20 protein-coding genes and 1 other RNA gene are annotated in these 25,537 nt (G+C 64.2%); 8 read left to right on the top strand and 13 right to left on the bottom strand.

What is annotated here, in order from left to right:
• Positions 1 to 996 (bottom strand): 16S rRNA (cytosine(1402)-N(4))-methyltransferase RsmH, encoded by a 996-nt coding sequence (gene rsmH, locus V1279_RS05395; RefSeq protein WP_334433262.1) that lies wholly within the window; start codon positions 994 to 996, stop codon positions 1 to 3.
• Positions 997 to 1,542: 546 nt separating this feature from the next.
• On the opposite strand from rsmH, the gene V1279_RS05390 reads away from it, so the two are divergent.
• The gene (locus V1279_RS05390) at positions 1,543 to 2,328 is read left to right on the top strand and encodes a peptidoglycan recognition protein family protein (RefSeq protein WP_334433259.1); all 786 of its coding nucleotides are present in this window, start codon (positions 1,543 to 1,545) and stop codon (positions 2,326 to 2,328) included.
• A gap of 142 nt (positions 2,329 to 2,470) precedes the next feature.
• Here V1279_RS05390 and V1279_RS05385 read toward each other — a convergent pair whose 3' ends face one another.
• Both V1279_RS05385 and V1279_RS05380 read right to left on the bottom strand, forming a co-directional pair.
• Positions 2,471 to 3,709, bottom strand: coding sequence for an RNA polymerase sigma factor (locus V1279_RS05385; protein WP_334433256.1), 1,239 nt, complete (start codon positions 3,707 to 3,709; stop codon positions 2,471 to 2,473).
• Positions 3,710 to 3,715: 6 nt separating this feature from the next.
• Positions 3,716 to 4,066: a YciI family protein gene (locus tag V1279_RS05380; protein ID WP_334433253.1), complete on the bottom strand. Its 351-nt coding sequence runs from the start codon at positions 4,064 to 4,066 to the stop codon at positions 3,716 to 3,718.
• A 138-nt stretch (positions 4,067 to 4,204) separates the two neighbouring features.
• Between V1279_RS05380 and rnpB the strand changes: the two genes are divergently transcribed.
• An RNA gene (gene rnpB / locus V1279_RS05375) (RNase P RNA component class A) lies at positions 4,205 to 4,618 on the top strand.
• Positions 4,619 to 4,785: 167 nt separating this feature from the next.
• Here rnpB and V1279_RS05370 read toward each other — a convergent pair.
• From V1279_RS05370 to V1279_RS05360, 3 genes are all read right to left on the bottom strand, one after another.
• The gene (locus V1279_RS05370) at positions 4,786 to 5,514 is read right to left on the bottom strand and encodes an alpha/beta hydrolase (RefSeq protein ID WP_334433250.1); all 729 of its coding nucleotides are present in this window, start codon (positions 5,512 to 5,514) and stop codon (positions 4,786 to 4,788) included.
• 117 nt (positions 5,515 to 5,631) lie between these two features.
• Entirely contained in the window at positions 5,632 to 6,597 is a 966-nt protein-coding gene (locus V1279_RS05365; RefSeq protein ID WP_334433248.1) for a helix-turn-helix domain-containing protein, read from the bottom strand.
• A 218-nt stretch (positions 6,598 to 6,815) separates the two neighbouring features.
• Positions 6,816 to 7,349: an alpha/beta fold hydrolase gene (locus V1279_RS05360; RefSeq protein ID WP_334433246.1), complete on the bottom strand. Its 534-nt coding sequence runs from the start codon at positions 7,347 to 7,349 to the stop codon at positions 6,816 to 6,818.
• A 131-nt stretch (positions 7,350 to 7,480) separates the two neighbouring features.
• On the opposite strand from V1279_RS05360, the gene V1279_RS05355 reads away from it, so the two are divergent.
• Both V1279_RS05355 and V1279_RS05350 read left to right on the top strand, forming a co-directional pair.
• Positions 7,481 to 8,224: a sulfite exporter TauE/SafE family protein gene (locus tag V1279_RS05355; RefSeq protein WP_334433244.1), complete on the top strand. Its 744-nt coding sequence runs from the start codon at positions 7,481 to 7,483 to the stop codon at positions 8,222 to 8,224.
• A gap of 72 nt (positions 8,225 to 8,296) precedes the next feature.
• Positions 8,297 to 9,229: a DMT family transporter gene (locus V1279_RS05350; RefSeq protein ID WP_334433242.1), complete on the top strand. Its 933-nt coding sequence runs from the start codon at positions 8,297 to 8,299 to the stop codon at positions 9,227 to 9,229.
• Here V1279_RS05350 and V1279_RS05345 read toward each other — a convergent pair.
• The 4 genes from V1279_RS05345 to V1279_RS05330 form a co-directional block, all read right to left on the bottom strand.
• Positions 9,211 to 9,612 (bottom strand): hypothetical protein, encoded by a 402-nt coding sequence (locus V1279_RS05345; protein WP_334433240.1) that lies wholly within the window; start codon positions 9,610 to 9,612, stop codon positions 9,211 to 9,213. The genes V1279_RS05350 and V1279_RS05345 overlap by 19 nt on opposite strands.
• A 63-nt stretch (positions 9,613 to 9,675) precedes the next feature.
• Positions 9,676 to 11,478, bottom strand: coding sequence for an ABC transporter ATP-binding protein (locus V1279_RS05340; RefSeq protein WP_334433238.1), 1,803 nt, complete (start codon positions 11,476 to 11,478; stop codon positions 9,676 to 9,678).
• Positions 11,479 to 11,805: 327 nt separating this feature from the next.
• Complete coding sequence (locus tag V1279_RS05335; protein ID WP_334433236.1) at positions 11,806 to 13,395, bottom strand: DHA2 family efflux MFS transporter permease subunit; 1,590 nt, start codon at positions 13,393 to 13,395, stop codon at positions 11,806 to 11,808.
• Positions 13,396 to 13,443: 48 nt separating this feature from the next.
• Positions 13,444 to 14,739, bottom strand: a complete 1,296-nt coding sequence (locus tag V1279_RS05330) for an HlyD family secretion protein (protein WP_334433234.1) — start codon at positions 14,737 to 14,739, stop codon at positions 13,444 to 13,446.
• 185 nt (positions 14,740 to 14,924) lie between these two features.
• Here V1279_RS05330 and V1279_RS05325 point away from each other — a divergent pair, with 185 nt between their 5' ends.
• Positions 14,925 to 15,566 carry a TetR/AcrR family transcriptional regulator gene (locus tag V1279_RS05325; protein ID WP_334433232.1) on the top strand — a complete coding sequence of 214 codons (642 nt, stop codon included), beginning with the start codon at positions 14,925 to 14,927 and terminating at the stop codon, positions 15,564 to 15,566.
• Positions 15,567 to 15,596: 30 nt separating this feature from the next.
• Here the strand turns inward: V1279_RS05325 and V1279_RS05320 are convergent, their stop codons facing one another.
• Positions 15,597 to 17,843: a TonB-dependent siderophore receptor gene (locus tag V1279_RS05320; protein ID WP_334433230.1), complete on the bottom strand. Its 2,247-nt coding sequence runs from the start codon at positions 17,841 to 17,843 to the stop codon at positions 15,597 to 15,599.
• 716 nt (positions 17,844 to 18,559) lie between these two features.
• Between V1279_RS05320 and V1279_RS05315 the strand changes: the two genes are divergently transcribed.
• From V1279_RS05315 to V1279_RS05305, 3 genes are read left to right on the top strand one after another with little or no spacing between them, the layout of a single operon-like run.
• On the top strand, positions 18,560 to 19,222 hold the full coding sequence (locus tag V1279_RS05315; RefSeq protein ID WP_334433227.1) for a TetR/AcrR family transcriptional regulator: 663 nt from the start codon (positions 18,560 to 18,562) through the stop codon (positions 19,220 to 19,222).
• Positions 19,219 to 21,909, top strand: coding sequence for a molybdopterin-dependent oxidoreductase (locus V1279_RS05310; protein ID WP_334433225.1), 2,691 nt, complete (start codon positions 19,219 to 19,221; stop codon positions 21,907 to 21,909). Before V1279_RS05315 ends, V1279_RS05310 begins: the two co-directional genes overlap by 4 nt.
• A complete protein-coding gene (locus V1279_RS05305) occupies positions 21,906 to 22,829 on the top strand; it encodes an FAD binding domain-containing protein (protein WP_334433223.1) in 924 nt (307 codons plus the stop codon). Before V1279_RS05310 ends, V1279_RS05305 begins: the two co-directional genes overlap by 4 nt.
• A 95-nt stretch (positions 22,830 to 22,924) precedes the next feature.
• On the opposite strand, the gene V1279_RS05300 is transcribed toward V1279_RS05305, so the two are convergent.
• A complete protein-coding gene (locus tag V1279_RS05300; protein ID WP_334433221.1) occupies positions 22,925 to 24,184 on the bottom strand; it encodes an extensin-like domain-containing protein in 1,260 nt (419 codons plus the stop codon).
• Positions 24,185 to 24,535: 351 nt separating this feature from the next.
• On the bottom strand, positions 24,536 to 25,390 hold the full coding sequence (locus tag V1279_RS05295) for a DUF2147 domain-containing protein (protein WP_334433219.1): 855 nt from the start codon (positions 25,388 to 25,390) through the stop codon (positions 24,536 to 24,538).
• Positions 25,391 to 25,537: the final 147 nt, after the last annotated feature.

Below are 25,537 nucleotides of genomic sequence, written 5' to 3'. Positions count from 1 at the left end.
TCAGCCTCCCCTCATCACGTCGGCAAGAACGGGCCATGCCGGCAGGCGGCCTGCCGCATGCGCCGGCGCCATCGTGCGCTCGGCAGCGCGTAGCTTAGCGGAACGCGCGCGCGGATTGACGGCCACTTCGGCTTCGCCGGGGGTAACGGGACGCTTGGTCAAAATCTGGAAACTCGGCGCAACCTGCGCCAACTCAGGCAAGTGCCGCGAACCGCCGCCGGTCTTGCCGCGCGCGTTGAAAAAATCCTTGACGATGCGGTCTTCCAGCGAATGAAACGACACGACTACCAGCCGCCCGCCGGGCTTCAGCACGCGCTCGGCTGCCGCCAGCGCCAGATGCAGTTCGTCGAGTTCCGCGTTGACGAAGATTCTCAGGCCCTGGAACGTGCGCGTCGCCGGATGAATCTCGTTCGGCTTGGAGCGCACCACCTTGCCGACGATATCGGCCAGCGCTTGCGTCGTCGTAATCGGCGCTTCCTTGCGCGCCGTCACGATGGCGCGCGCCACGGCGCGGGAATGGCGCTCCTCGCCGAAGATGTAGATGATATTGGCGAGATCGGCCTCGGAGGCCTTCGCCACGACATCCGCCGCCGTCGGCCCGTCATGGCCCATCCGCATATCGAGCGGACCGCCGAGCCGGAACGAGAAGCCGCGCGCGGCCTGATCGAGCTGCATCGAGGAAACGCCGACGTCCATCACGACGCCGTCCACTTCGGCCATGCCTTGCGCCGCGCAGATGTCTGCAAGGTTGGAGAATCGGTCCTCGACCAGGGTCAGCCGGCCGCCGGACTGGTCAACCAGATCGAATCCGCCGGTAATTGCTGACCGGTCGCGATCGATGCCGATGACCCGGGTTCCCGCGACAGCAAGGATTGCGCGGCTGTAGCCGCCGGCGCCGAAGGTCGCGTCGATATAGATGCCACCGTCCCGGGGATTGAGCATCTCGACCGCCTCGCGGCCGAGCACCGAGATGTGTCGCGGCGCAGCCGGGCTCATGCGCCGTCCCCCGGCGGTTTCCAGTCGATGCTGCGAAAACTGGACGCGAACGGGTCCATTGCGCCTCAAATCTCTGCGCTTCGCCGGGCTTTTCCGGCCAAAAACCCGCGACTCGGCGCGCTTACCGTTTCCGGCCCGGCCTCGCGCCCCCTCATTTCCAGACGGAATTTGCTGGGTTGCCATGGCATTTCGAGCGCGAAAGAGGGCCTCGGCCGTCCCCAATCCGGTTCGGCTCTTCATCACTTAGTAACGGCACTTAGCGTTAAGAAAGCGTTGATGATCAACGAAGGGTTTTGCGCGCTTTCTAGACACCGAAAGCCGGTGATGCGCCTCGCACACACTCGGTCAAAATGCGAGCTGGAACTCGACCGCCGGATTGCGCGGCCACGAGGTAAATGAATAGTAAATGGCATTGCTGCTTAAGCCACGATGTTGCCGCTCTCCCGCCCGGTTTGGGTTTAAAAAATGGCTACTGGTTCGTTCGCATCTGCTGGTATTGATTCGAGGCGTCAACGCGCCCTTCCCGTTCCCAGGGCCAACGCCGACATGAAGACCTTTACCCCAGATTCCTCGATCGCATCCGACGTCATCCCGTCGCCGAACCATGGCGACCGCAACAACGGCCGCATCGCGGACATGATCCTGCTGCACTACACCGGCATGCCGGATGTGGAAGGCGCGATCGCCCAGCTCTGCACCCCCGGCACCGACGTGTCAGCCCATTACATCGTGCTGGAAGACGGCCGCATCGTGCAATGCGTGCCAGAAGCCAAGCGCGCCTGGCACGCCGGCGTATCCTCCTGGGCCGGCGAGGAAGACATCAATTCCTGCTCGATCGGGATCGAGATCATCAATCGCGGCCATGACTGGGGTTATCCCGACTTCCCGCTGCGCCAGATCGCCGCCGTGATCGCGCTGTGCCGCGGCATCATGCTCCGCCGCAAGATACCTTCGCATCGCGTGCTCGGGCATTCCGATGTCGCCCCGGCGCGCAAAAGGGATCCCGGCGAAAAATTCCCGTGGCATTCGCTGGCCAATTCCGGCGTCGGCCATTGGGTGCAGCCGGCGCCGATCGTGCGCGGCGAAACGCTCAAGCTCGGCAGCATCAGCGACGACGTCGCAGGTATGCAGGCGGCGCTTGCCAAATACGGCTACAATATCCCGACCCACGGCAAGTTTGACGGCCCGACCATGGAAGTGGTCACCGCGTTTCAGCGCCACTTCCGTCCCGCGCGCGTCGACGGCATCGCCGATCACTCGATCATGAGCACGCTGCACGCGCTGCTGGCGAGTTTGCCGGCGGATGCGACCACGACGGTGGTTGCGACGTAAATCCAGCTCCGATCTGTACCCCTATCGTCATGGCCGGGCTTGTCCCGCCATCCACGTCTTTGGCTCACACGAAGGGGAAGACGTGGATGCCCGGGACATCTAGCGCGAAGACGCGCTTCGCGCTTCTGCCCGGGCATGACGGCTAAGAACCCAGCTCCGCGATCCGCCGCGCATAAAATCGCCGCAACGGCTCGAGTTGCGTTGCCGTCGTCGCCGCCTGATATGCTTCGCGCGCCGCAACGCGCCGGCCGAGCCGGCGCAACAAATCCGCGCGCACGGCCGGCAGCAGCTCATAGCCCTTCAGCCCGCCGCGCGCCTCCAGCGCATCGATCAGGTCGAGCGCCCGCGCCGGACCGTCGACCATCGACACTGCGGCGGCATGGTTGAGTTCGATCACCGGCGACGGGCTGATCCGGAGCAGCACTTCATAGAGGCCGGCGATCTGCCGCCAATCGGTATCGTTATAACTGGGCGCACGCGCATGCAGCGCGGCGATTGCCGCCTGCACCGCGTAGGATTGCGGCCGCCCCGGCATCCGCAGCGCGTCCTCCACCAGCATCAAGCCTTCGGCGATCTGGCTCTTGTCCCACAGCGTGCGGTCCTGCTCTTCCAGCAGCACGATATCGCCGCCTGCGGTTTCGCGGCCGGCGCGGCGTGAATCATGCAACAGCATCAGCGCCAGCAACCCCTTGATCTCGCCGCGTCCCGGCATCAGCGCGTCGAGCAGCCGCGCCAGCCGGATCGCCTCGCGCGCAAGATCAGGCCGCATCAGATCTTCGCCGGAGGTTGCGACATAGCCTTCGGTGAAGACGAGATAGATTACCGCAAGCACGCCGCGCAACCGCGGCTCCAGCGCTTCGCGTTCCGGAACCTCGTAAGCGATGCCGGCGAGCCGGATTTTCTGCTTGGCGCGCACCAGGCGCTGCGCCATCGCGTCTTCGCCTGCGAGAAACGCCCGCGCCACCTGCGCTGTCGAGAGCCCGCACACCGTGCGCAGTGTGAGCGCGACCTGAACCTCGGCGGCAAAGGACGGGTGGCAGCAGGTGAAGATCAGCCGCAACATGTCGTCGTCGAGCACGCCGTCGGCGGCCTCGTACGGCGCCGACGCATTAAGCAGGATTTCATGCGTCAGTTCCTGCTGCTTGCCGCGAAACGCGACATTGCGGCGCACGCGATCGATCGCCTTGTTGCGCCCGACATTGACCAGCCAGGCCCGCGGATTGGATGGCAGATCAGTGGTAGCCCAGCGCTCCAGCGCCACCGCAAAAGCATCCTGCAGGGCATCCTCGGCGAGATCGAAATCGCCGACGAGGCGGATCAGCGTGGCCAGCGCCCGCCCCGCCTCGTCGCGAAAGATCTTTTCGATTTCGATGGGCGTCATGCGCCGTCAATCATAGACCATGACCGGCCTGACCTCGATCGAACCCGACTTGGCGCCGGGAATGCGCGCGGCAATGCCGAGGGCCGTGTCGAGATCCTTGGCCTCGACCAGATAGTAGCCGCCGAGTTGCTCGCGCGTCTCCGCGAATGGACCATCCGTGGTCAGCATCTTGCCGTCGCGAACCCGCACCGTGGTCGCGGTCGTCGTCGGCTGCAAGCCGTCGCCGGCCTTGAAATGGCCGCTTTGAACGATGGACTGGGTGAATGCGCCGTAGTCGGCGGTCACTTGCTTCCGCTCGGCAGGGCCCATTTTGCCGATTTCGGCTTCGTTCCGATAGATCAACAGCAGGTACTGCATCTCATTACTCCCTTTGATCGGCTGGATCGCCGACACCCAGTCGAACGGAGCCAACGCCAAACGACATCTTCAGGATAGTTTATTTTGCTTGGTTTGGCGGCTTGACGCCACGCCCCCCAACCCCCATGCCTTAAGGCGTCAGTCGGCCGGACGGCCGCTCCCGCTACGGTCGAAAGGCTGCGGGGGAGGAAAGTCCGGGCTCCATCGACATACGGTGCCGGATAACGTCCGGCGGGGGTGACCCCAGGGAAAGTGCCACAGAGAACGAACCGCCTTCTCTCCGGAGGAGGTAAGGGTGAAAAGGTGCGGTAAGAGCGCACCGCGGGTCCGGCAACGGAACCGGCATGGCAAACCACACCGGGAGCAAAACCGAATAGGGACGGCAACGCGGTAAGTTCGCGAGAAGCGATAACACCGCAGGGCGATGTCAGGCTCGCCGTCCGGGTAGGTTGCTCGAGGCCATGTGCAAACATGGTCCCAGAGGAATGGCCGTCACGTACCATTCGCAAGAATGGTGCCCTACAGAACCCGGCTTACAGGCTGGCTGATGCTCTAAAATGAAGGGTTCGGCGCGAACACGCCGGACCCTTCGCCATTTCAACCAACGCAACCCGTAGCCCGGATGGAGCGCAGCGTAATCCGGGGCCACTGTCAGTTGCTGGCGGACCGCTCCCGGATTGCGCTGCGCTCCATCCGGGCTACGCGTTCGCGCATCGATCTCAGTCGCGACCCGCCTCCGCAATCGCCTGCGCCAGCCTTGCCGGATTGCTGAAGAACATCTCGTGGCTGCCGTTGCATTCGACCAGCCGGAAAAGCCCCAGCCGTTCCGACAACCGCGGATGCCATGGCATGCTGTGCGGCAGGGCGATGTCCTGCTGGCAATTGACATAGGATTTGCCGACCGGCAGTTCCGCCAGGGCCCGCTTCAGCGTGATCTTGTCGGTGAATGTCTTGTAGGGATGCAGATTGAGTTTGGCGAAGGCGGACTTCGCCAGTTCGAGGTCGGCGTCGTTGATAAAGGCGTCGCGCCAGATTTCGAACGGCAGCATCACGGCGTTGTTGTTGGCAGCGGCCACGGCATCGAACAGTCCAACGTAGTGCGGCGGCACCATGTCGTTGAGGCACTGCCCATCCAGTGGGACAAAGGCGTTGACATAGACAAGGCGTTTGATCCGGTCCGTCAGGCGGTCGGCGACGCCCGAAATCACCATGCCTCCATAGGAGTGGCCGACCAGGCGGATGTCGCGCAGATTGTTCGCTTCGATGTAAGTGACGATCGACGAGATCGCCTGCTCGAGACCAATCGTCTCGCGATCGTCGTCCTTGTTGTTGCCGGCCACCGTTGGGCAATGCACGATGTGGTCGCTCTTGCGAAGATGCCCGGCCACCGCTTCCATTTCGGCGCCGGTGTGCCACGCGCCGTGAACCAGTACGTAAGTGTCTGCCATTCCCGTCTCCCCTCGATTTCGCAAAATCGAACCTTGATAGAGACGGCGTCTCGCGTGGATGGCCGGATTCGGCCAGTGTCATCGCCGGATTGCGCCAAGGGGCGCTACAATAACGCCTCAGCGCTGCCGCCGGAATGCGCCCGGGGTCATGCCGAGAAACTTGCGGCATTGGCGGATGAAGTGGGATGGATCGGACAGGCCGACACGCAGTCCGATCCCACTGATCCTGATGCGATCGAACCGCGGCTCGCTCAGCATCCTGCGCGCCGCCGCCATCCGGCAATCGTTGAGCAGCCCGCTAAACGTCAGGCCCACTTTGTTGAGGCAGCGGTGCAAGGTCCGCTCCGAGACACGCAAATCCTCCGCGACGGCCACAGCCGTCAGTCCCGGCTCGGCGTAGCGCAGCCTTATGGCACGGCCGATCTGGTCCAAGAGTTTTGCGGCATCGCGCTGCTCGGCGGGCGTGGCCGGAATCTCGCTGCCGAACCCAAGCGCCAGCAGCGCGCCGAGCTGGTCGGTCAGCACCCGCGCCGGCAGCGGCTGGTCCGTGGCGAGCTGCGGAGTCAATTGGCAGGCAAATGCGCTGAGCGCCGCGCCCCAGCCGGCGCGCCCGTCGATGCGCTGCCCGATGCGCCGCTCGGGATCGGTGATCCAGGATTCGACCCAGTGGATCGGCAGCTCCAGCGACAGCGTGTCTGCGGTCACCGCAAAGTTGAATTCATAGCAGCGCCGGGAATCCAGCAGGACGAGATCCATCGGCCGCATCCGCGACGCGTGACCGTTCTGCATGACCGTCCAGTCGTTGTCGGTCTTGCACAGCAAATAATAGTAGTTCGACGTGCTGCGGGCGACGCTGGCTTTGCGGCGGTAGACGTGCTGCGCCGATCCCTGCACGCGGTTGATGCCGATCGTGTCGAGTTGCCCGCGCTGAACGGAGCAATCGAAGCCCGAGCGGACCTGCGTCGTGATATCCATTTCGAGAAAACATTCGCAGACGGCGCCGATCCAATAGTCCAGGCGTCGTTCAGGCTCGACCAGACCGGTCGACCACGTCTCGACGCCTACCGTCGTTCTGGCCGCCATGGCCCTGCCCTCCGCGATCGACGCCGACCACCGGCTCGCCAGCTTGTTGGGCGGATGGCGGAGAGTCAATCGGTATGCGGGGCATCTCGTAGCCCGGATGGAGCGCAGCGCAATCCGGGATCTGTGCGCTCCGTTAGCTCAATACCCGTCATATTTGGCACGACGTCCGGGACTGGCATCGGCCCCGGATTGCGCTGCGCTTCATCCGGGCTACGCAACTACGCAGCGATCTTTTGCAGTAACGCCATCAACGCCTCCGGCGCGGTGACATTCGGCGAATGGCTGGCGTCGATCTCGTAATAGCTCCAGGCGGAATCGCCCTTCGTCATTCTGGCGAACTGCCCAAACGTATCGGCCGGCGTGATACGCGTGGCGTAGATGTAGCTACGTGGCAGGGTCAGCGGCCCACCCTGCAGCTTGAGCCTGGTCTCGAAGCATTTGATCGGCATGTCGACGCGACGTGTTGAGAGCCATTCGACATCTGCAGGCGACGTATCCGATGGCGTCGGATTCGGCGGCACGCGCCAGCCGCCGGACTTTGCCAGTTCCTGCATCCGCAACACGGCCGCCTGATTCAGATCCAGCAACGACTGGCCGTCGCCGGGCACGAAGGCGTCGACATAGATCAACTGCCTGACCTTGTCGCGCGCACGGTCGGCGACGCCTGTCGCAACCATGCCGCCATAGCTGTGGCCGATCAGCACGATGTCGCTTCCACGCCCAGCCTGCGGACCACGCGCCGTGACAGACAAGAAAGGTTTTCGAAGGAGTTGTACTCATTGAGCCGTTTCCACCGGGTTGTTGTTGAAGGCTTCAATTGCGATAGTACCTGTCCGCCGCGTCGCGTAAACGTCGCGGCAATGATCAAGAAAAAGACACAGTGATGGACGTCGCCACCTACGCGATTTTGCTTGCTGGCGCGCTCGCCGGTGGTTTCGTTTCAGGCCTCGCCGGTTTCGGCACGGCGCTGATGGCGCTGGGGATCTGGCTATACATCCTGCCGCCGGCGATTGCCGTGCCGCTGGTGCTGATCTGTTCGGTCAGCTCGCAGATCTCGACATTGCCGTCGATGTGGAAGCTGCTCGACTTCAAGCTGGCTTTGCCGTTCGTGGCCGGCGGACTTGTCGGCATGCCGATCGGGGCACTATTGGTCGCGCGCGCCGATCCGCAGACCTTCAAGCTCAGCGTCGGCGTGATGCTGCTGGTGTTTCCGACCGCGCTCTATTTCATCCGCAAGCCGATGGCCTTTCATTTCGGCGGCCGCATCGCCGACGCCGGCGTCGGATTTGCCGGCGGCATTCTCGGCGGCCTTGCCGGCCTGTCCGGCCCGCTGCCGACCCTGTGGGCCAGCATCCGCGGCTGGACCAAGGATCAGCGCCGCAGCGTTTTCCAGATCTTCAATGGCAGCGTGCTCGGCGCCGCGCTCTGCCTGCAGATCGCCAGCGGTTTCGTAAAGCTGGACGTGTTCTGGCTGGCGATGCTGGCGTTGCCCGGCACGCTGATCGGCGCCCGCCTCGGCATGCGCACCTACCACGCCCTGAACGACCGAAATTTCTACGACGTCGTGCTGGCGCTGCTGTTTCTGTCAGGCGCCGGATTGGTGTGGAGCAGCATTGCTCCGAGGTAGTGGCGCATAGCCGCCATGTGCTCCGAGTAGATTGCTGTACGCTGGCAAGCAAAACAGCTAACCAATCGCCTCATGTCCTCCCCTGCGTCACGCGAGCGTCTCGGCCTGCTGCTGGGCTTCATCGGCATGGCGATCTTCGGCGGCACGCTGCCGGCGACGCGGATCGCGGTTGCGGAAATTGATCCGATTGCACTGACCTCGCTGCGCACAGCGATCGCAGGGCTGTGTTCGCTGGCGCTCCTCCTCATGTTGCGCCGCCCGCTGCCGCCCCGCGCGCTGTGGCCGCAACTCGTGATCGCCATGCTCTGCGTCGCCATCCTGTTTCCGCTTCTGATGTCGCTCGGGATGCAGCGGGTCGACGCTTCGCATGGCGGTGTGGTGCTCGGGATTCTGCCGATCGCCACCGCGCTCGCCGCCGTCGCCATCACCCATGAACGGCCGAGGCCGCTGTTCTGGATCGCCTCCGTCGCCGGCGCGGCGCTAGTGATCATGTTTGCATTGCGTCAAGGCGGCGGTGCGCTCGCGGCCGGTGACCTGTTTCTGTTCGCCTCCGTCGCCGTGGCCGCAATCGGTTATGCGTTTTCCGGTCGGCTCACATCGCAGATGCCGGGCTGGGAGGTCATTAGCTGGATTCTCGTCATCGGCCTGCCGCTCTCGATACCGGCGGCAGTGCTGACCATGCCGCACGATGTCGGCCAGATAGCCCTGAAGCCATGGCTCGGGCTGCTCTATGTCGCGCTGTTCTCGCAATGGATCGGATTCTTCGCATGGAACGCGGGGCTGGCGATGGGCGGCATCGCGCGGGTGTCGCAGATCCAATTGCTGCAACCCTTCGTCACCTTTGCGCTCGCGGCGTTCTTCAACGACGAAACCATCACGCTGCAGATCCTGCTATTCGCCGCCGCCGTCGTGGTGACGGTCGCGATCTCGACGCGCACGCGCGCCAAGGCCGCGCCGTCGCCGCCGCAACGCGATCGCGAACCGCCTCAGTTGGCGGCATCCTGATCGATCAGCTTCGGGTGATCGGCCACCAATTCCGCCCTCGTCTTTTCCGACTGTATTGCGCGAAGCAGGACCCTCGCGGTCTTCAGATGATCCACCTGCACGCACAGCTTGATGATCTGGCTCACTGAAACGTCACGCATCGAATCGTCGGAGATTTGCATCGCTACTTCGAGCGCGCGCTTGATGGCGGCCTCGCATCGCTGGGCATCGGCGACTTGCTTCTTCTCGGCATCACGCCCGCCGGCCGCCGCCATCTTTTCCGCGATGGCACCTGCGGAAGCACAGATGTCGCGAATCTTGTGGGCCGCGCCGATATCGCCCAACGGCTGATCGTCGGCGACTTCCCAGACATCCGGCTGCCGACCCTTGCGAAACCAGCGCATCGCGCAAGTCCTCTCGATGCCTGAAACATATTCCGACACCGAGCAGGACTGCAAGAACGCACATCACTCCGCCGCCGAGATGCGGCCGAACTCGGTCGCCTGCAGCTCGAACAGCCCACGATAGAGGCCGCCGGGTCGCGCCGTCAGCGCCGCGTGGGTCCCCTGCTCGACGATCTCGCCGCGATCGAACACCAGGATGCGATCGAGGCTGCGCACCGTCGATAGCCGGTGTGCGATCACGATCGAGGTGCGCCCTTTCATCAGCCGCTCCATCGCCTGCTGGATCAAGCCTTCCGATTCCGAATCGAGGCTCGAGGTCGCCTCGTCCAGGATCAGCACCGGCGCGTCCGCCAGGAACGCGCGCGCCAACGCGACGCGCTGTCGCTCGCCGCCCGACAGCTTGACGCCGCGTTCGCCGACCAGCGTGCTGTAGCCCTTCGGCAGCCGCAGGATGAAGTCGTGCGCGTTGGCGAGCCGCGCCGCCTGCTCGATCGCCGGCGTGCTGGCGCCGGGCCGGCCATAGGCGATGTTCTCGGCCAGCGTGCGGTGAAACAGGATCGGGTCCTGCTGCACGATCGCGATCTGGCTGCGCAGCGAATGCTGCTCAGCTTTCGCGATGTCCTGACCGTCGATCAGGATCTTGCCGCCGCTAACGTCGTAGAGCCGCTGCACCAGCTTGACGAAGGTGGTCTTGCCGGAACCGGAACGGCCGACCAGGCCGACCCGTTCGCCGGCGCGGATCTCCACCGACAGGCCGTCATACAGCGGCGCGCGATGGCCGCCATAATGGAACGTCACGTCGTCGAACACGATGCAGCCGCCTTGGATGTCGATCGGTTTTGCATCAGGCGCATCCGCAATGCCGATCGGCTCGCCATGGATCGCGACCAGCTCCTCCATGTCGTTGACCGAACGCTGCAGATTGTTGATGTGCATGCCGACGTCGCGCAGGTAGGCGTGGATGATGTAGTAGCTGGTCAGCACATAGGTGACGTCGCCCGGCGTGGCGCGGCCGGCGATCCACAGCAGGATCGCACCGCCGATCACCGAGCCGCGGAAGCACAGCAACACCGCGAGCTGTGCCGTCGAGGTGTAATTGTAACGGTACCACGTCCGCTGCACGCGCGTGCGCCATCGTCCGATGACGCCGGCCAACCGGGCATCCTCGCGCGCTTCCGCGCCGAAGGACTTCACCACGGCGTTACACGTCAAAGCATCCGCCAGCGTGCCGCCGACCTTGGTGTCCCAGGCATTGGAGACGCGCGCGGCGGGGGCGATATAATTCATCGAGAACGCCAGCGTCATCGATACGTAGATCACCGTGCCCACCGCGATCACCGCGCCGAGCACGGGCCAGTGCAGCCCGAGCAGGATCATCGAGCCCAGCAGCACTAGCAGCGACGGCGCCAGCGCCATCAGGATGGTGTCGTTGAGCAGGTCGAGCGCCCACATGCCGCGCGTGACCTTGCGCACGGTTGATCCTGCAAAGCTGTTGGCGTGCCAGTCGGTCGAGAAACGCTGCACGCGCGCAAACGCGTCGCGCGACACGTCGGACATCGTCTTCAGCGTGAACGGCACGATCGCCTGCAGGCCGGTCAGCCGCAGGATCATCGATATGAGGCCGAGCGCCACGATCCCGCCAAAGGCAACGAACGCGGCATGCCGCGCCGCCGCGTCCGAAGCGCCCAAGGTCAGCGCATCGACCAGGCGGCCGGAGAAGATCGGCATGAACAGGTCGGCCGCGGTCGCGCCCAGCAGGCCGCCGGCGACGACGGCGGCGCGGCCGGGCTGTTGCAGCCAGTGGCGAAACACGAACGGGATGACCACGCGTATTGCCGCGGGACGTTTGTCTGTTTGAACGGTCATGGCGTCATCCGGCTGCGCGCACGCAAACGCCGGCTCCATCTGAATTGACGCGCGGTGGCCTCAGGCCGAACGCAAGCGTCGTTGAAAAATAGCGTTAAGTCGTTGGGAAGATTTGGAGATCGGGCGTCAGGCCCGACCAGGGCCGGCGGAGATCGCGCTCAGTGACGCGACCGAAATACCAGCACGAGCATCGGACGCGAGGGTGCAATCTGCGAATACATCGAAATCATGCAAATCTCCCCGGTTCGAGCGACAATGCGCTGCTTATAAATGCATCGCGGGTGATTTGCAACATGACAACTACGTGAGCGTGCATTGCCACGCCTGTTAATGTGCATCGCCCTCAGCCGCCATCGCATAAGGCTTTTTCAGGACCAGGACCACAAGGCTCAAACCGAAATAGAACATGGCCAGCATGAAGAAGACGTCGCCATAACCCATCACCACCGCCTGACGGTGCACGATCTGCGACAACTGCTTCATCGCGATCAGCGCGGCATCGCCCATGCCCTGCATGCGCTGCGTGAGCATGTTGAGCGTCTCGACTGCGGTGGCGTTGCCCCAGGTAACGCTGTCATGCAGGCGCGAGATGTGCAGGTCGGTACGCTCGCTCAGCACCTGGTTGATGACGGCGAGCCCCACCGCGCCGCCGAGGTTGCGCGTCAGGTTGAACAGGCCGGAGGCGTTTTTCACCCGCTCGGGCGCCAGCGTGCCGAGCGCGGTGGTGTTGGTCGGCACTATCACCAGCATCATGCCGACCCCGCGCAGGATCTGCGGAATCAGCAGTTCGTAGAAATCATAGTCCTTGGTGATCCAGGTCATCTGGTAGGAGCCGAGCGCGAACAGCACGAGGCCAATCGCGATCAGGTAGCGCATGTCGTACTTCACCATCAGCTTTCCAACGATCGGCGCGGTGAGGAACATGGCGATGCCCGAGACAAACATGGTCTCGCCGATCATCAGCGCGCTGTAGCCGCGCACTTCGGCGAGGTAGCGCGGATACATATAGGTCAGGCCGTAAAGCCCGATGCCGACGCAGAACGAAATCAGGCAGCCGACCGCAAAATTACGGTCGGTGAAGGTCCTGATGTCGACGATCGGCTCCCTGACGCTGAGCACCCGCCAGAAGAAGGCGATCGCCGAGACCGCACAGATCGCAGCGCATATGGCTACCGAAGTATCTTCCAGCCATTGCGACTGTGGCCCCTCTTCCAGCACGTATTCGAGCGTGCCGAGAAAGCTCCCCATGAACAACAGGCCCCACCAGTCGAAATGCTCGAGCAGCGCGAAGTCCGGCTTGTCGAAATCGACCAGCGCGAGGACGCCGACGGTGATGCCGATGCCGGGGACGATGTTGATGAAGAACAGCCAGTGCCAGGACATCATGCCGGTGATGTAGCCGCCGACCGTCGGCCCGATGGTCGGCGCCAGCGTCGCGACCAGCCCGATGATCGGGCCGACGATGTAGAATTTCGAACGCGGAAACACCGTGTAGGCGGATGCGAACACGGTGGGGATCATGCCGGCACCGAGAAATCCCTGGATCGCGCGCCAGATGATCATCTGCTCGATCGTCGAGGCAAAGCCGCAGAAGAAGCTCGCGATGGTGAAGCCGGAGGCGGAAATCGCAAACAGCAGGCGGGTGCCGAGCGCGCGCGACAGGAATCCGGACAGCGGGATCGCGATCACCTCGGCGATCAGGTACGAGGTCTGCACCCACGACACTTCGCTTGAGCTGGCCGAAAGTCCGGCCTGGATTTCCGCCAGCGACGCCGAGACGACCTGAATGTCCAGGATCGACATGAACATCCCGAACACCATGATCATAAACGCAAACAGCCGCCGTGGCGGAATGCGCTCGGAGGCATCGGTCGTGGCGTTCATCATCGAGGGCGATGCGGTGGTGGCGTCAGCCATGATCAGCTCGGAACCGGCGCGGGGCTTTCGTCCCGGGCACTAAAGCAGTCACTGCGGCTGAACCACGGCCGGCGCATCGAGGTCGGCCTCGCTGTCGGCGTCGGCCGCGCCCTCACGGGTGTCGACGGTCGCATGGACCGACATGCCGGCGCGCAGCAAATGCTGCTTCGCCACGTCCTTTGGCACCCGAATGCGAACCGGCAGCCGCTGCACGATCTTGGTGAAATTGCCGGTGGCGTTGTCCGGCGGCAGCAAGGTGAACACCGAGCCCGCCGCGGGCGAAATGCTGTCGACGACGCCGGCGAATTTGCGATGGCCGTAAGCGTCGACCGAGATCTTCACGGGCTGGCCGGGACGGATGCGCTTGAGCTGGGTTTCCTTGAAATTGGCGTCGATGAAGACGTCGTTGAGCGGCACCAGATTGGCAAGCCGCTGCCCGGCCTGGATGAAGTCGCCGGTATTGACGAGGCGGTTGGAGAAGGTGCCGTCGACCGGCGCACGCACCGAAGTGAACCCAAGGTCGCGCTCGGCCTTGGCGAGCTGGGTTTGCAACTCCGCAAGCTGCGCGCGGGCCTCGGCCTGTTGCGCTTTCGTCACCTCGACATTGTCGCGCGCGGCCTCATAGGCCGCTTGCGCCGACTGCACCGCGGCAAGGCCCTGGTCGCGAGCGGCTTCGGAGATTTCGAAGGCGGCGCGCGAGGCAAAGCCCTTGGTGCTCAGCGACTGCTGGCGATCGAAGTCGAGGCCGGCGCGCTTCATCGCCGCCTCCGAGGAGGCGAGCTGCGCCCTGGTCTGCTCGACGGCGCTCTCCAGCGCCGTGACCTGACGGCCGATGCGATCGATCGTCGCCTGCTGGGTCGCGATCTTGCTGCGCGCCGCTTCGGCAGCAATACGATAATCGCCGTCATCGATCCTGAAGATCACATCGCCAGTGCGAACGATCGAATTGTCGGCGGGCAGGATCGCCGCGACATGGCCCGAGACCCTGGCACCAAGCGTGGTGTTGTTGGCGCGCACATAGGCGTTGTCGGTCGAGACATAGAAGCGTCCGACGAAAACGAAATAGACGCCGTAGCCGATGGCGGCGAGCGCCAGCAAGCCGAGCACGCCCATCATCACGAATTTGCGCTTGCCCGGTTTCGCCGCGGCGGTATCGGCAGCGTCGGCGGCAGGCCCGCCGGGCTTTTCGATCTCCACAGGGCCGGGGGGTTCAGCGGGGCGCCGCCGGGTTTCTTCCGCGACCTGGGTCCGCAGTTGATCCGCGGCCTCCTGCGCCGCTTCATCGCCGGCCGTTTCCGGCCCGGTGCGGACGATGCGTGCGGCCTGATCTCTAGCTGCGGCCATTACCGGCTTCCCCAATTCCAGATGATGCCATGCCAGTGAGGCCAAGACCGGCCGCATGGGCAGCTATTTCTAAGTAGCATTGACCGAACGGTTCGGTCAACGTATATCCCGTCTCATGGACCATAAAGCGAGAATAGCGTCCCGCCTGCATCTCGGGTTGAATTCTTTCGCCAGAAGATAAACCAATGGTTGCATCAACGCCAAACACAAATCATCCCTTCGGCGACGAGGACAATTCGAAGCGCCGCCAGATCCTGGATGGCGCGCGAAAGGTGTTCATGGATCTGGGCTTCGATGGGGCCAGCATGAACGAGATCGCGCGCTCGGCAGGCGTCTCCAAGGGCACGCTCTATGTCTACTTCGCCGACAAGTGCCGGCTGTTCGAGGCCATCGTCGAGGCCGAGGCACTCGAACAGGGCCAGGTCGTGTTCAATTTCGATCCCGCGCGCGAGGCCGAGACCATGCTGCGCGAATTCGGGCGGGCCTACATCCAGATGCTGTGCCGGCCGGGCGGCGGATCGTCGATCCGCACCGTGATGGCGATTGCTGAACGGATGCCGGAGGTCGGCAGCCGCTTCTACGTGAATGTGCTGGAGAAGACGATCAACCGTCTTGCCGATTATCTGCAGGCGCATGTCCGGCCCAACGATCTTGCGATCGACGACTGCCAGCTTGCAGCCGCGCAGTTCATGCAGATGTGCCAGGCGACGCTGTTCCTGCCGTTCGTCTTTCAGGCCGCTACCGCCCCTTCAGCCGAGCGCATCGCGCAGGTGGTCGACAGCGCGACGCGGCTGTTTCTGCAGACGTACCGGGCGAAGCCGGCGTAAGACCGGCCTCCCCTTTTTCTCGATCGTGCCCTAAAACCTGTACGTCGCGCTTCCGAGCACGGTGCGGCCGATGCCGAAGAAGCAATCGCCGCGGGCGAGGCAGGTGGTAACATGGCGCTTGTCGGCAAGATTGGTGGCGTTGACCTGAAACCGCCACGGGCCGGTCTCATAGCGGATCATCGCGTCGAACAGTGTGTAGTCAGGCGTCTGGAGTTTGTCGGCGCCGTCCCAGGATTCGCCGATGTAGCGCACGCCGCCGCCGATCGTGACGCCCTGCAGACCGAGCGCGGTGAGACGGTACTTCGCCCATAGCGAGGCCTGGTGTTCGGGAACGGTTTCGACGCGCTTGCCGGCATTGTCGCCGCTTTCCACCGTGGCATTGAGGTAGGAATAGGCGCCGATCAGATCAAGGTCCGGCGTCACGCGGCTAATCACCTCGAGTTCGGCGCCGCGAATCCGCACCTGGCCGGTCTGGACCGAGAGCAAAGCGCCGTCGGGACTGCTTGCCAGCCGGTTCTTCTCGGTGGTGTCGAAGATCGCACCGTTGATCGCCGTACCGGGCATTGGATTGTACTTGAATCCCAGTTCCACCATCTCGCCCTGCTGCGCCTTGCAGACGCCGGCGCAGATGCCCGAGCCGAAGATCGGCGTGAACGACTGTGCGTAAGTGACGTAGGGCGTCAGCCCGAACGGCAGTTCGTACATCAGCCCGGCGCGGCCGGTGGTCGCCCTGGTGTCTTCCGCCGGCGCCCCCTGCACATCGTTGCTGACGAAATCCTGGCGGATGCCGAGGACAGCCAGCCACGGCCCAAGCCGCATCTGGTCCTGCGCATAAAGCCCGAGCTGGCTTTGCCGCAGGTCCGGTTCGGGCGAGAGCGTCGGCGGGGCGACACCATTATAGACCGGCGCATAGAGGTCGAACCGAGTATCATCAAGATAAGTCCCCGACGACGCGCGTTCCCCAAGGACACGATAGTCGACGCCAAACAGCGTCTTGTGCATGATCGGGCCGGTCGCGAACTTCAATTCGGCGTTGCTGTCCGAGGTAAAACTGTTCTTGCTGGTTTCCCGTCCCGAGACGAACCGCGCCACGGTGCGCCTCAGGGGATCCCCCAGAAATGGATCCGGGTTTGAATAGATGTCCGGATAGATGAAGCGGTAGATGCCCTCGATATGGGCGTAACGCATACTCTGCCGGATCTTCAGGCCGTCGCTGAAGCTGTGCTCGAACAGGCTAGAGACCGCGCCGGTTTCGGTCTGGTAGCGATCATAGCTGGGCTCGCTCGCAAATCGCCGCACCGGAATCAAGCCGTTGGGACCCGGGAACAGTGTGCCCTCATGCGGCAGGAACGCGGTGGAGATACCGCTCATATCCTTTTGGTAGGTGCCGAGCACTGTCCAACTAGTGTTGTTAGTCGGCCGCCAGGTCAGCGACGGCGCCAGCACGATGCGGTCGTCCGGAACGTAGTCGGTCTGCGAATTGCTGTCGCGGAACACGCCGATGAACCGATACAGCCACTCGCCGTCCTTGGTGAGCTTGCCGGTCGAGTCCAGTTGCACCTGTTTGCGGTTGAAGCTGCCATACTGCACGCCGATCTCATTGAAGGCCTCCGCCTGCGGACGCTTCGAAATCAGGTTCAACAGGCCGGCCGTCGAAGTGTCGCCATACAGCACCGATGCCGGACCGCGCAGCACCTCGATCCGCTCCAGCGTGTAGGGCTCGGGCCGCCATTCGTTGAAAGTGAACGTGTTCACCATGCGGGTGCCGTCGAGATAGATGTTGGGATCCTGGCCGCGGATGCGCGGATAGTCGCCGCGCGAATCCGGACCATAGGCGTCGGCGAACACGCCGGGCACGTAGCGCAGCGATTCCTGCACGGTAAGCGCGCCCTGGTCGGTGACGCGGTCGGCGGTGACCACTGTGATCGATTGCGGCGTTTCACGCAGCGGCGTGTCGGTCTTGGTGCCGGTGCCGCTCTGGCCCGCGAGATAGCCGTGCACCGGACCGGTCGCGGTCTCAGCGCGCGCGCCGGCAGCTGCCGCGGCATCGGGCGCCGTCTGCGCGCGCTGGGCTGCGCGACGGCTCGCGGCCGACGCAGATTGCCGTCTGGGTGCGGGGCGCGACCGCGCGGCCGGTGGACGTGAGGGCTGGTCGACGACGACGGCCGGCAATTCGCGCGCGGACGATTGCGCTTCCGCCGGCGTCACATCGATCATCGCGGCGAGCATCGGCAGCGCGGCGCCGAGCCATCCCGCGGTCTTCAAGCATGCATTCATTTCCAGTCCTCATCGCTTCGCGCGGGACCAGTAACAAGTGCGACCACTGCGATGAAGTGCGTGAAGGATACAGCGGCGTATCAATCACGCGTTTAGAATTAGTATTGCTCCAGACTGCTTGAATAACGGTCACCAAACGGAAATTCAGAATTGGTATTGATCTAAATGAACGCGCGACAGTTGTAGTGGCGCGCGACGCGTGATTACGCGCGCATGGTGGAGCCCGTCACGACACGGGATCGATTGCTGGACCCACGCCCGAAAGACTTTCCGAAAGCGATCGACGGCTCAGCGGCGATTCGCAAGGAACCGGGGAGAAACAAATCAAGCTACCCGGGAACCAAAACTGCAATCGATGATTGTGCTTCGGGCGGGAGGCTGGGATGAGATCCATAAAGAGCACGCTTCTTTGGCTGGTCGGCATTCCACTGCCGATCATCCTTCTGATCGCGCTTTTCCTACATCCCGGTTGACCGCGTGGCCTGGCAAGAACGGCCAACTTTCGAACTGCGCTCGATGCGTTCCTGAACGCACCTTCGATGGGCCGGTATTTCAACGCGAACATCAAGGCGGCCGGCCGCGACGGGAACGGCCCGCACCACTGCCGGGCCCATAAAGTCTCGCCCTATCAGTGACATCAGGCTTGCCGTCGCGGCACTGTTCCTGTTCGCGATCTCGTTATTTGACACTTCTTCTAATTTTGTCAAAATCGTCAAATGGGCTCGCGCACCCGCATTCTCGATGCCGCGATGCTGGTGTTCCGCCGGCACGGTTTCCGGCGCTCGTCGATCGAGCAGGCGGCGGAGGCCGCCGGCCTGACGCGGCAGGCGCTCTATCATCATTTCAAATCCAAGGAAGCGCTGTTCCGCGCCGTCATCGAACGGCTGCATGAGGAGGCGCTTGCCGCCGAAATCGCAGCCGCAGCAGCCGCGGAAAAGGCCCGCGGCAGCCTCGCCGATATTCTCGTCGCTTCGGTCTCCGCCAAGCTCGGGCAGTTGGCCGCTTCGCTCGACGGCTCGCCCCATGTCGAGGAGCTGTTCTCCGAGCATCTCCTGCAGGCCCGCGACCTCTACCAGAAATATGCCACGGCCTATGCGGAGCAGCTCGCCGCGACGATCACGCGCGTCTGCCGCAAGCAGGGCCTCGTTCTCAACGCCGGCATGACACCGCGCGAGCTGGCGCGTTGCGTCGAGATGGCGGTCAACGGCACCAAATCCGCGTACCCGGCGATGCAGCCGGCGGGGGCTTTCCTGAAGGATCTGGAAATCATGCTGCGCACGCTCGTCGCGGGAGCCATCCGCCCGGTGAAAAAGCCGCGCGCGGCCAAACCGAAACCAGCCAAGAAATCCATTTCCCGCAAACCTGGAGATCGCAGATGAGCACGATGACGATCAACGGCAAGCTCGCTCCCCTCCCCGACGATCCCGATGCGCTGCTGGTCGACGTCGTGCGCGACGCGCTCGATCTCACCGGCACCAAGCTGGTCTGCGGGGCCGGCGTGTGCGGTGCCTGCACCGTGCTGGTCGATGGCGAGCCCGCCGTGAGCTGCCTGATGCCGGCTCGATCAGCCGCGAACACGAACGTGACCACCGTCGAAGGCATCGGCGCTGCAAAACTGCACCCGGTGCAGAAGGCCTTCATGGCGCACGATGCCCTGCAATGCGGCTTCTGCACGCCAGGCTTCATCGTCGAGGCCGCGGCGTTTCACGCTTTTTGGCGCGCGGCCAAGGGGACGGCGGTGCCGTCGCGCGAGGAAATCGGCGCGGCGCTGTCGGGCCATCTCTGCCGCTGCGGCGCCTATGACGGCATCTTCCGTGCCGTGGCGGATGCCTGCGCCGGCCGCTTCGACGGCGACGACATCCTCCCGCCGCGCATGGAAGCGCGCGACAAGGTGACGGGATCGGCGAAGTATACCGTCGACATCCATCATGACGGCCAGCTCGAAGGCGTGATCCTGCGCTCGCCGTTCGCGCATGCGCGCATCGGTGAACTCGATCTGGCGCCGGCGCGCGCGATGCCGGGTGTCAGTGCCGCGATCTCGCTGCTCGGCGACGATCGCATTGTCCGCTATGTCGGCGAGCCGATCGCAGCGGTCGCGGCGAGGGATCGCAAGTCCGCGCTGGCCGCGATCGCCGCCATCAAGCTCGGCAGCGAACGCCTGCCGTCGGCGATCGGGCTCGACGAGGCGCGCAGGACCGATGCGCCGGTGGTGTTCGAAAAATCCGCGCGCAAGAAGGCCGGCAACGTCTCCGAAGGCGGCGGTGCGCCGGCCGCCTGGAAAGGCAATATCCGCGGACCATCGGCGGCGTTCTCCAAGAAGCCGAAGAAGGTGCGGAGCTGGGTCGACGGCGCGCGCGCGGCAAATAACCCGCTGCTGGTCGAGGGCACCTTCCGCACCGGTACGCAACAGCACGCCTGCCTCGAGCCGCATGCCGCGGTCGCGCGTTTCGATGGCGACCGGCTGACCGTGCATGTTTCGACGCAGTCGGTGTTTCACCTGATGGAGCTGATCGCCAAGCGCTACAAGCTCGGCCACGACAAGGTGCGCGTGATTGCCGATCATGTCGGCGGCGGTTTTGGTTCGAAGGCCGCGCTTGGCGTGGAAACGACCACCGCGATCGAACTGGCGCGCGAAGCCAAGGCGCCGGTCAGAGTAGCCTACGACCGGCACGAGGAGCTTTCGGTCACCGGCTATCGGCCGGCGACGGAAATGAAAATTGCATTGCTGCCGTCCGAGCAAGGCGAACTGAAAGCACTTTCGCTAACCGCCTACGCCGACACAGGAGCCGCGACCAATTCGACCATCGCGGCACTCGCCCGCCTGATCTATCCCGCAGAAGGCAAGGAACTGGCCGATTTCGACGTCATCAGCAATTTGCCGGCCGGCGCTCCCTTCCGAGGGCCCGGCGGACCGCCGATGGCGTTTGCGCTGGAACAGGCGATCGACGAAGCGGCGCTGCGCATGAACATCGATCCGATCGCGCTGCGCAAACGCTGGGATCCCGATCCCAACCGACAGCGACTGTACGATTGGGCATCAAGCCTGGAGGTGTGGCGCAACCGGAAACCGATAGCCGTGCAGAGCGGCCGTTATCGCCGCGGCGTCGGCGTCGCCACCGGCTACTGGCTTTATCTGTGGCAGCCCGGCTCGAAGGTCGAAGTGGCGGTCAAGGGTGGACGCCTGATCGCCAGCACCGCGACACAGGACATCGGCACCGGCACCCGCACCGTGATCGCCAATACGGTCGCGCGCGAGTTCGGGCTGGAGCCGCATGAGATCGAGGTCAGGATCGGCGATTCGAAACTGCCGGAAGGGCCGGGTTCAGGCGGCAGCCGGGTCACGGCTTCGGTGATCCCACCGATGCTGCTGGCGATCGAGCAGTTGAAGGCCGCGATCCAGCAAAACGCAAAGCGGCAACCGGTCCCCGGCTCCAACGCGCCATGGCGCGAAATGCTCGCAGGCTCGCCCGACCTCTCCGCTTCCCGCGTGCGGCCGGAAGACTCCAGGCAGATGGCGCCGGGCGTCCAGTCGCCGCTGAAGCAGGCCGGCTTCATGGGCATGATCTTCGGCTGGATGATGCGGCGCTTCTCCAATCTTGCGATCGGCGCCGGCGTGCCGAGTTCGGTGCAGGTGGTGGAAGTCGAAGTCGATACCTGGCTCGGCCATGCCCGCGTCGTCAACGTTCACACCGGCATTGCGGTCGGCAAGATCGTGGCGCCGGCATTGGCGCGAAGCCAGGCGGCAGGCGCTGTCATTCAGGGCATCGGCTACGCGCTCTATGAAGCGCGCGAAGTCGATTCCCGCACCGGCGATGTGCTCAGCGGCGGCATGGAGGATTATCGCATTCCGGGAATCGCGGACACGCCAATGATCGACGTGCATTTCGACCAGGGCGGCTTCGACCACGTGCTCGGCGGCAGTGTCGGCATCGGCGAGGTCGCGACCGTGCCGACCTCACCGGCGGTCGCCAACGCCATTCTCAACGCCACCGGCGTTCGGCTGACCGAACTGCCGATTCGTCCCGACCGTCTCATCGCCGCGCTCAAAGGGAGGGCCGCCGCATGACACCATCAGCCATGACCGCCACACAGGCAGGCGAATTCCGCGCCGCCGGTACCGACCTCTCCGAGCGACGGCGCAGCGGCGTCTCGACGGGACCGCTGATCGATATATCAGCCGCACCCGACACGATCGGGATGCATTGGGGCACTGAGGGAAGTTTGCGCATCGGCGCCTTCACCACCATTGCCGCCATCGCCGCCGAAGCACGCATCGCCGCGGCGTATCCGGGCATTGCGGCGTCCGCGCTAGGCCTGGCGACGCCGCAGATCCGCCACCTCGCCACCATCGGCGGCAATCTCGCGCAACGTTCGCGCTGCTGGTATTTTCGAAATCCGCATATCGCCTGCCTGAAGAAAGGCGGCACTGACTGTCCCGCGCGGTCCGGCAATCATCTCTATCACGTCGTCTTCGACCTCGGCCCCTGCGTGGCGCCGCATCCCTCGACCATGGCGGCGGCACTGCTGGCCTATGAAGCGAAAGTGACCACCGACCGCAGGAGTTCGCTGACGATCGGCGATCTCCTCGGCGACGGCTCCAACGGCACCGCCGACAACGCGCTGCAGCCAGGCGAGATGATCAAGAGCATCGAGCTTCCCGTTCCGCTGCAAGGCGAGCGCGCGCTGTACAGGCGCGCGATCAGCCGCACCCATGCCGAATGGCCGCTGGTCGAAGTCTGCGCCCGCGCCGTGATCAAGGACGGCGCGTTCCGGTTCGTCCGCCTCGCCGCCGGCGGCATCGCCCCGGTGCCGCTACGGCTCGCGGCGGTGGAAGCGGCATTGCAGGGCAAGCGGGTCAATGCAGCAACGATTGCCAGTGCCGCAGAACAAGCGACATCAGGTGCAAAGCCGCTGCCGATGACGGGATACAAACTCGATCTGCTGAAGGGCGTCGTGCAGGACTTGCTGGAGCGGCTGGCGGGGTAGCCCGTAGGATGGGTGGAGCCCTTGCGAAACCCATCACTTCGCGAACGGGATTGATGGGTATCGCTTCGCTCCACCCATCCTACGGAGCCGCGGCTCTAATGATAATGACCCTCGAACTCGTCTTCTTCGTTGACCTTGCTGTTGCCCCTGAACCAACGCGACACCGACTTCTTGGCTCCGACCGATCCCGTCGAATAGGGATCGCGTGACGCATAAGGATTACGCTGCCCGGCGCGCGCGGCGACCTGGTCGCCCGACACGGCGGCCGGCTGGCAGATGGTGCGGCGGGAGGGGCGGCGCATCAGGTCGACGTGAATGTGATCCTCATGGTGGGAGTTGGATCCGGGCGCCAGCACGGTGTTGAACTGCTGGCAGGCGGCCGCCTGCACGTCGCGCAGAAAGCCCTGCTCTTCCGGCATGCCGCGCCAGCCGCCCTTCACCGTGATGCGCCTGCCGTCGGCGAGCGTGAAGGCTGCGATGTCGAGCGCGTTGCCGAAGGCGTGCTCGGAAATATGCGCGTGCGGACTGCCGTTCATGCCGCGGCAGGAATACGCCGAGATCTGCTTGATTTCGACGACGCGCACGCCGAACCAGCGCATCGCCGCCGGCTGCACGGAATCGGTGAGCCAGCGGTCGAGCGCCGAGACGATCGGGCACGCCAGCGTCGCCGCGGGCTTCATCGAGACCTGTCCGAACGCGCTGACGGAATTGCCCTGCGCGGGCCCGAGCCGTGGCGCGGCCGGCGTTGCCGGCGGTGGCGAATAGGTTGGCTGTGGGTACGGCGTAGCAGAAGGCGCCGTGTAACGCTCGCGCGGCGGATAGGACGGTGCCGCCCTATAGCCGCCGTCGCGCGCTGCCGGCATGCCTTCGGGCGGCAGATCGACGTCATCCTCCTGCGGAGCGATGCCCGGCGCGGACAGCGAGATCGGGCCGTTCGACGGCGCGGCATAGGTCGGCTGGCGCGGCGCCGGATTCGGATAACCTCCCGAATAGCTTCCTTGATAGTTTCCCTGGGGCGGAGCTGCCGCCGGCGCGCGCGCGATCGGCCAGCGCGGCTGATTGCCGATATTTCCGGGCGGCCGCAGGCTTTCGTCGGCAAATCCGAAGCTGGCGATGTTTTCGCCGAGCGCCGCCACTTTCAGCGGATATTCCGCGCCGCACACACCGGGACCGGAGATCGGGTCGATCCGGACCAATTCCGGGCTCTCCTTGACCGCACCGGACTTCAGGCAAGCGACTTCGGCCTCGGCACGCCACGGTTCGCGCTCGGCGGACTGAAAAAATCCGCGGCCACAACCCGCTAGCGAGACGAGGACGAAGGAGCCGACGAGATACAAACGAACTCCGTGCGTCATCGCCCGCACGTTCAACGAATTTATTTAAAGACTCTTCAACATGTTGATTTTACGAATTTTTTACCATGTTTCCGGGGCCGCCGCCGGTGGAGAGCCCGGGATGGACAGCGACGCTGACTTTTTGGGCCGGGAACACTTTGCTAACCTTAAGTGTTATGTGCGGGCACGACGTGAACCCAGGGAGCTCTCCCAATGGATTTCGTAAGTCCTCTCGTCAGCAGACTTAGCGTTGTAACCGCGTATGTTGCACTCGCTTTCGTCGGCGCGATTGTGCTTGGCGTGTTCTAGACCTCCGTCCAGAGATGGACCTGAACGCTCGGTGGCCGTGCCACCGGGCGTTTTCGTGGGCGGCTACGAGCGCTGCTCGGCGGATACCTGCCGCGACGTCACCAGGCTGTCGGCGCGGCGCGTGATGCGGCTCCAATTGTTGCCGGAGCAATAGAAGCGGCCGAGCGCGCAGGCTTCGACGCGAAGCGTGTTGATCGCCTTCATCGACATCGTGCCGTAATACGTCTCGCCTGAGTCCTGGCTGTAGACGCCGCCGGTCCATTGCCTTTCCGTCTTCGGCTTCATGTTGATCAGGATCGCTTCGCCCTTCTCGTTCGACGAACCGAGCACGAAGCCGCACAGCGCATTGCCGCATTTTGCGATCCGCACCGTTCCCTTGCCTTCGGTCTGCCAGTCACCGATCGGAGAATCCGACGGCTCTTCGTCGGCCTGATGCGAGACGCGCTCGACCTGCGGCGGAGGCTGCGCGGTCTCGACCGGTTTTTCGACCGGCGGAGGTGGCGGCACTGGAATCGAAACCTGTTGAACCGGTGGCGGGGCGGGCGGCGCAGGTGGCGGAGGCGCAGCGACGATCTGGCTTCTCGATGCGGCCGTCGTGTAGACGGCCGGCGGCGGCGCGGCGACGATGGTCTTGGCGGGCGCCGTGGTCGCTGGCGGTGCGGGCGACGAAACCGTCTGTGGCGCCGATGGCACAGGCTTTGCCGGCACTGCCGCGCCGCGATCGTCGTCATGGCGGTCGCGCTTGCGGCGCCAGTGGAGGCTTCTGGAGATCGACATCGAGGCACACGAGGCCGAACGGCAATGCCGGGAGGATTCGATGTGCACCCGATGGCCGCCGACGCTGAATGAAATCGAACGACCGGCATAGGCCGAAGAACTGAGCGCCATCAGCACGGCGAGAAAACAAAATCGTTTCATCGAAGCCTCCCGCAGGTGATGCGGAAAGCTAGCCGCGGGGAAACTCGACTGAATGTGATTTGAATCACCGGGCCGCTCCGCGCTTCCGGGCGTCTTGTGACGTGTATCACAGAACCTGTCCCTCGCGCCGCGTAGGGTCCGCCCAAG

The organism is Bradyrhizobium sp. AZCC 1610 (genome assembly GCF_036924515.1).
Taxonomy (GTDB): domain Bacteria; phylum Pseudomonadota; class Alphaproteobacteria; order Rhizobiales; family Xanthobacteraceae; genus Bradyrhizobium.
This window is presented reverse-complemented; position numbering and strand designations above follow the sequence as displayed.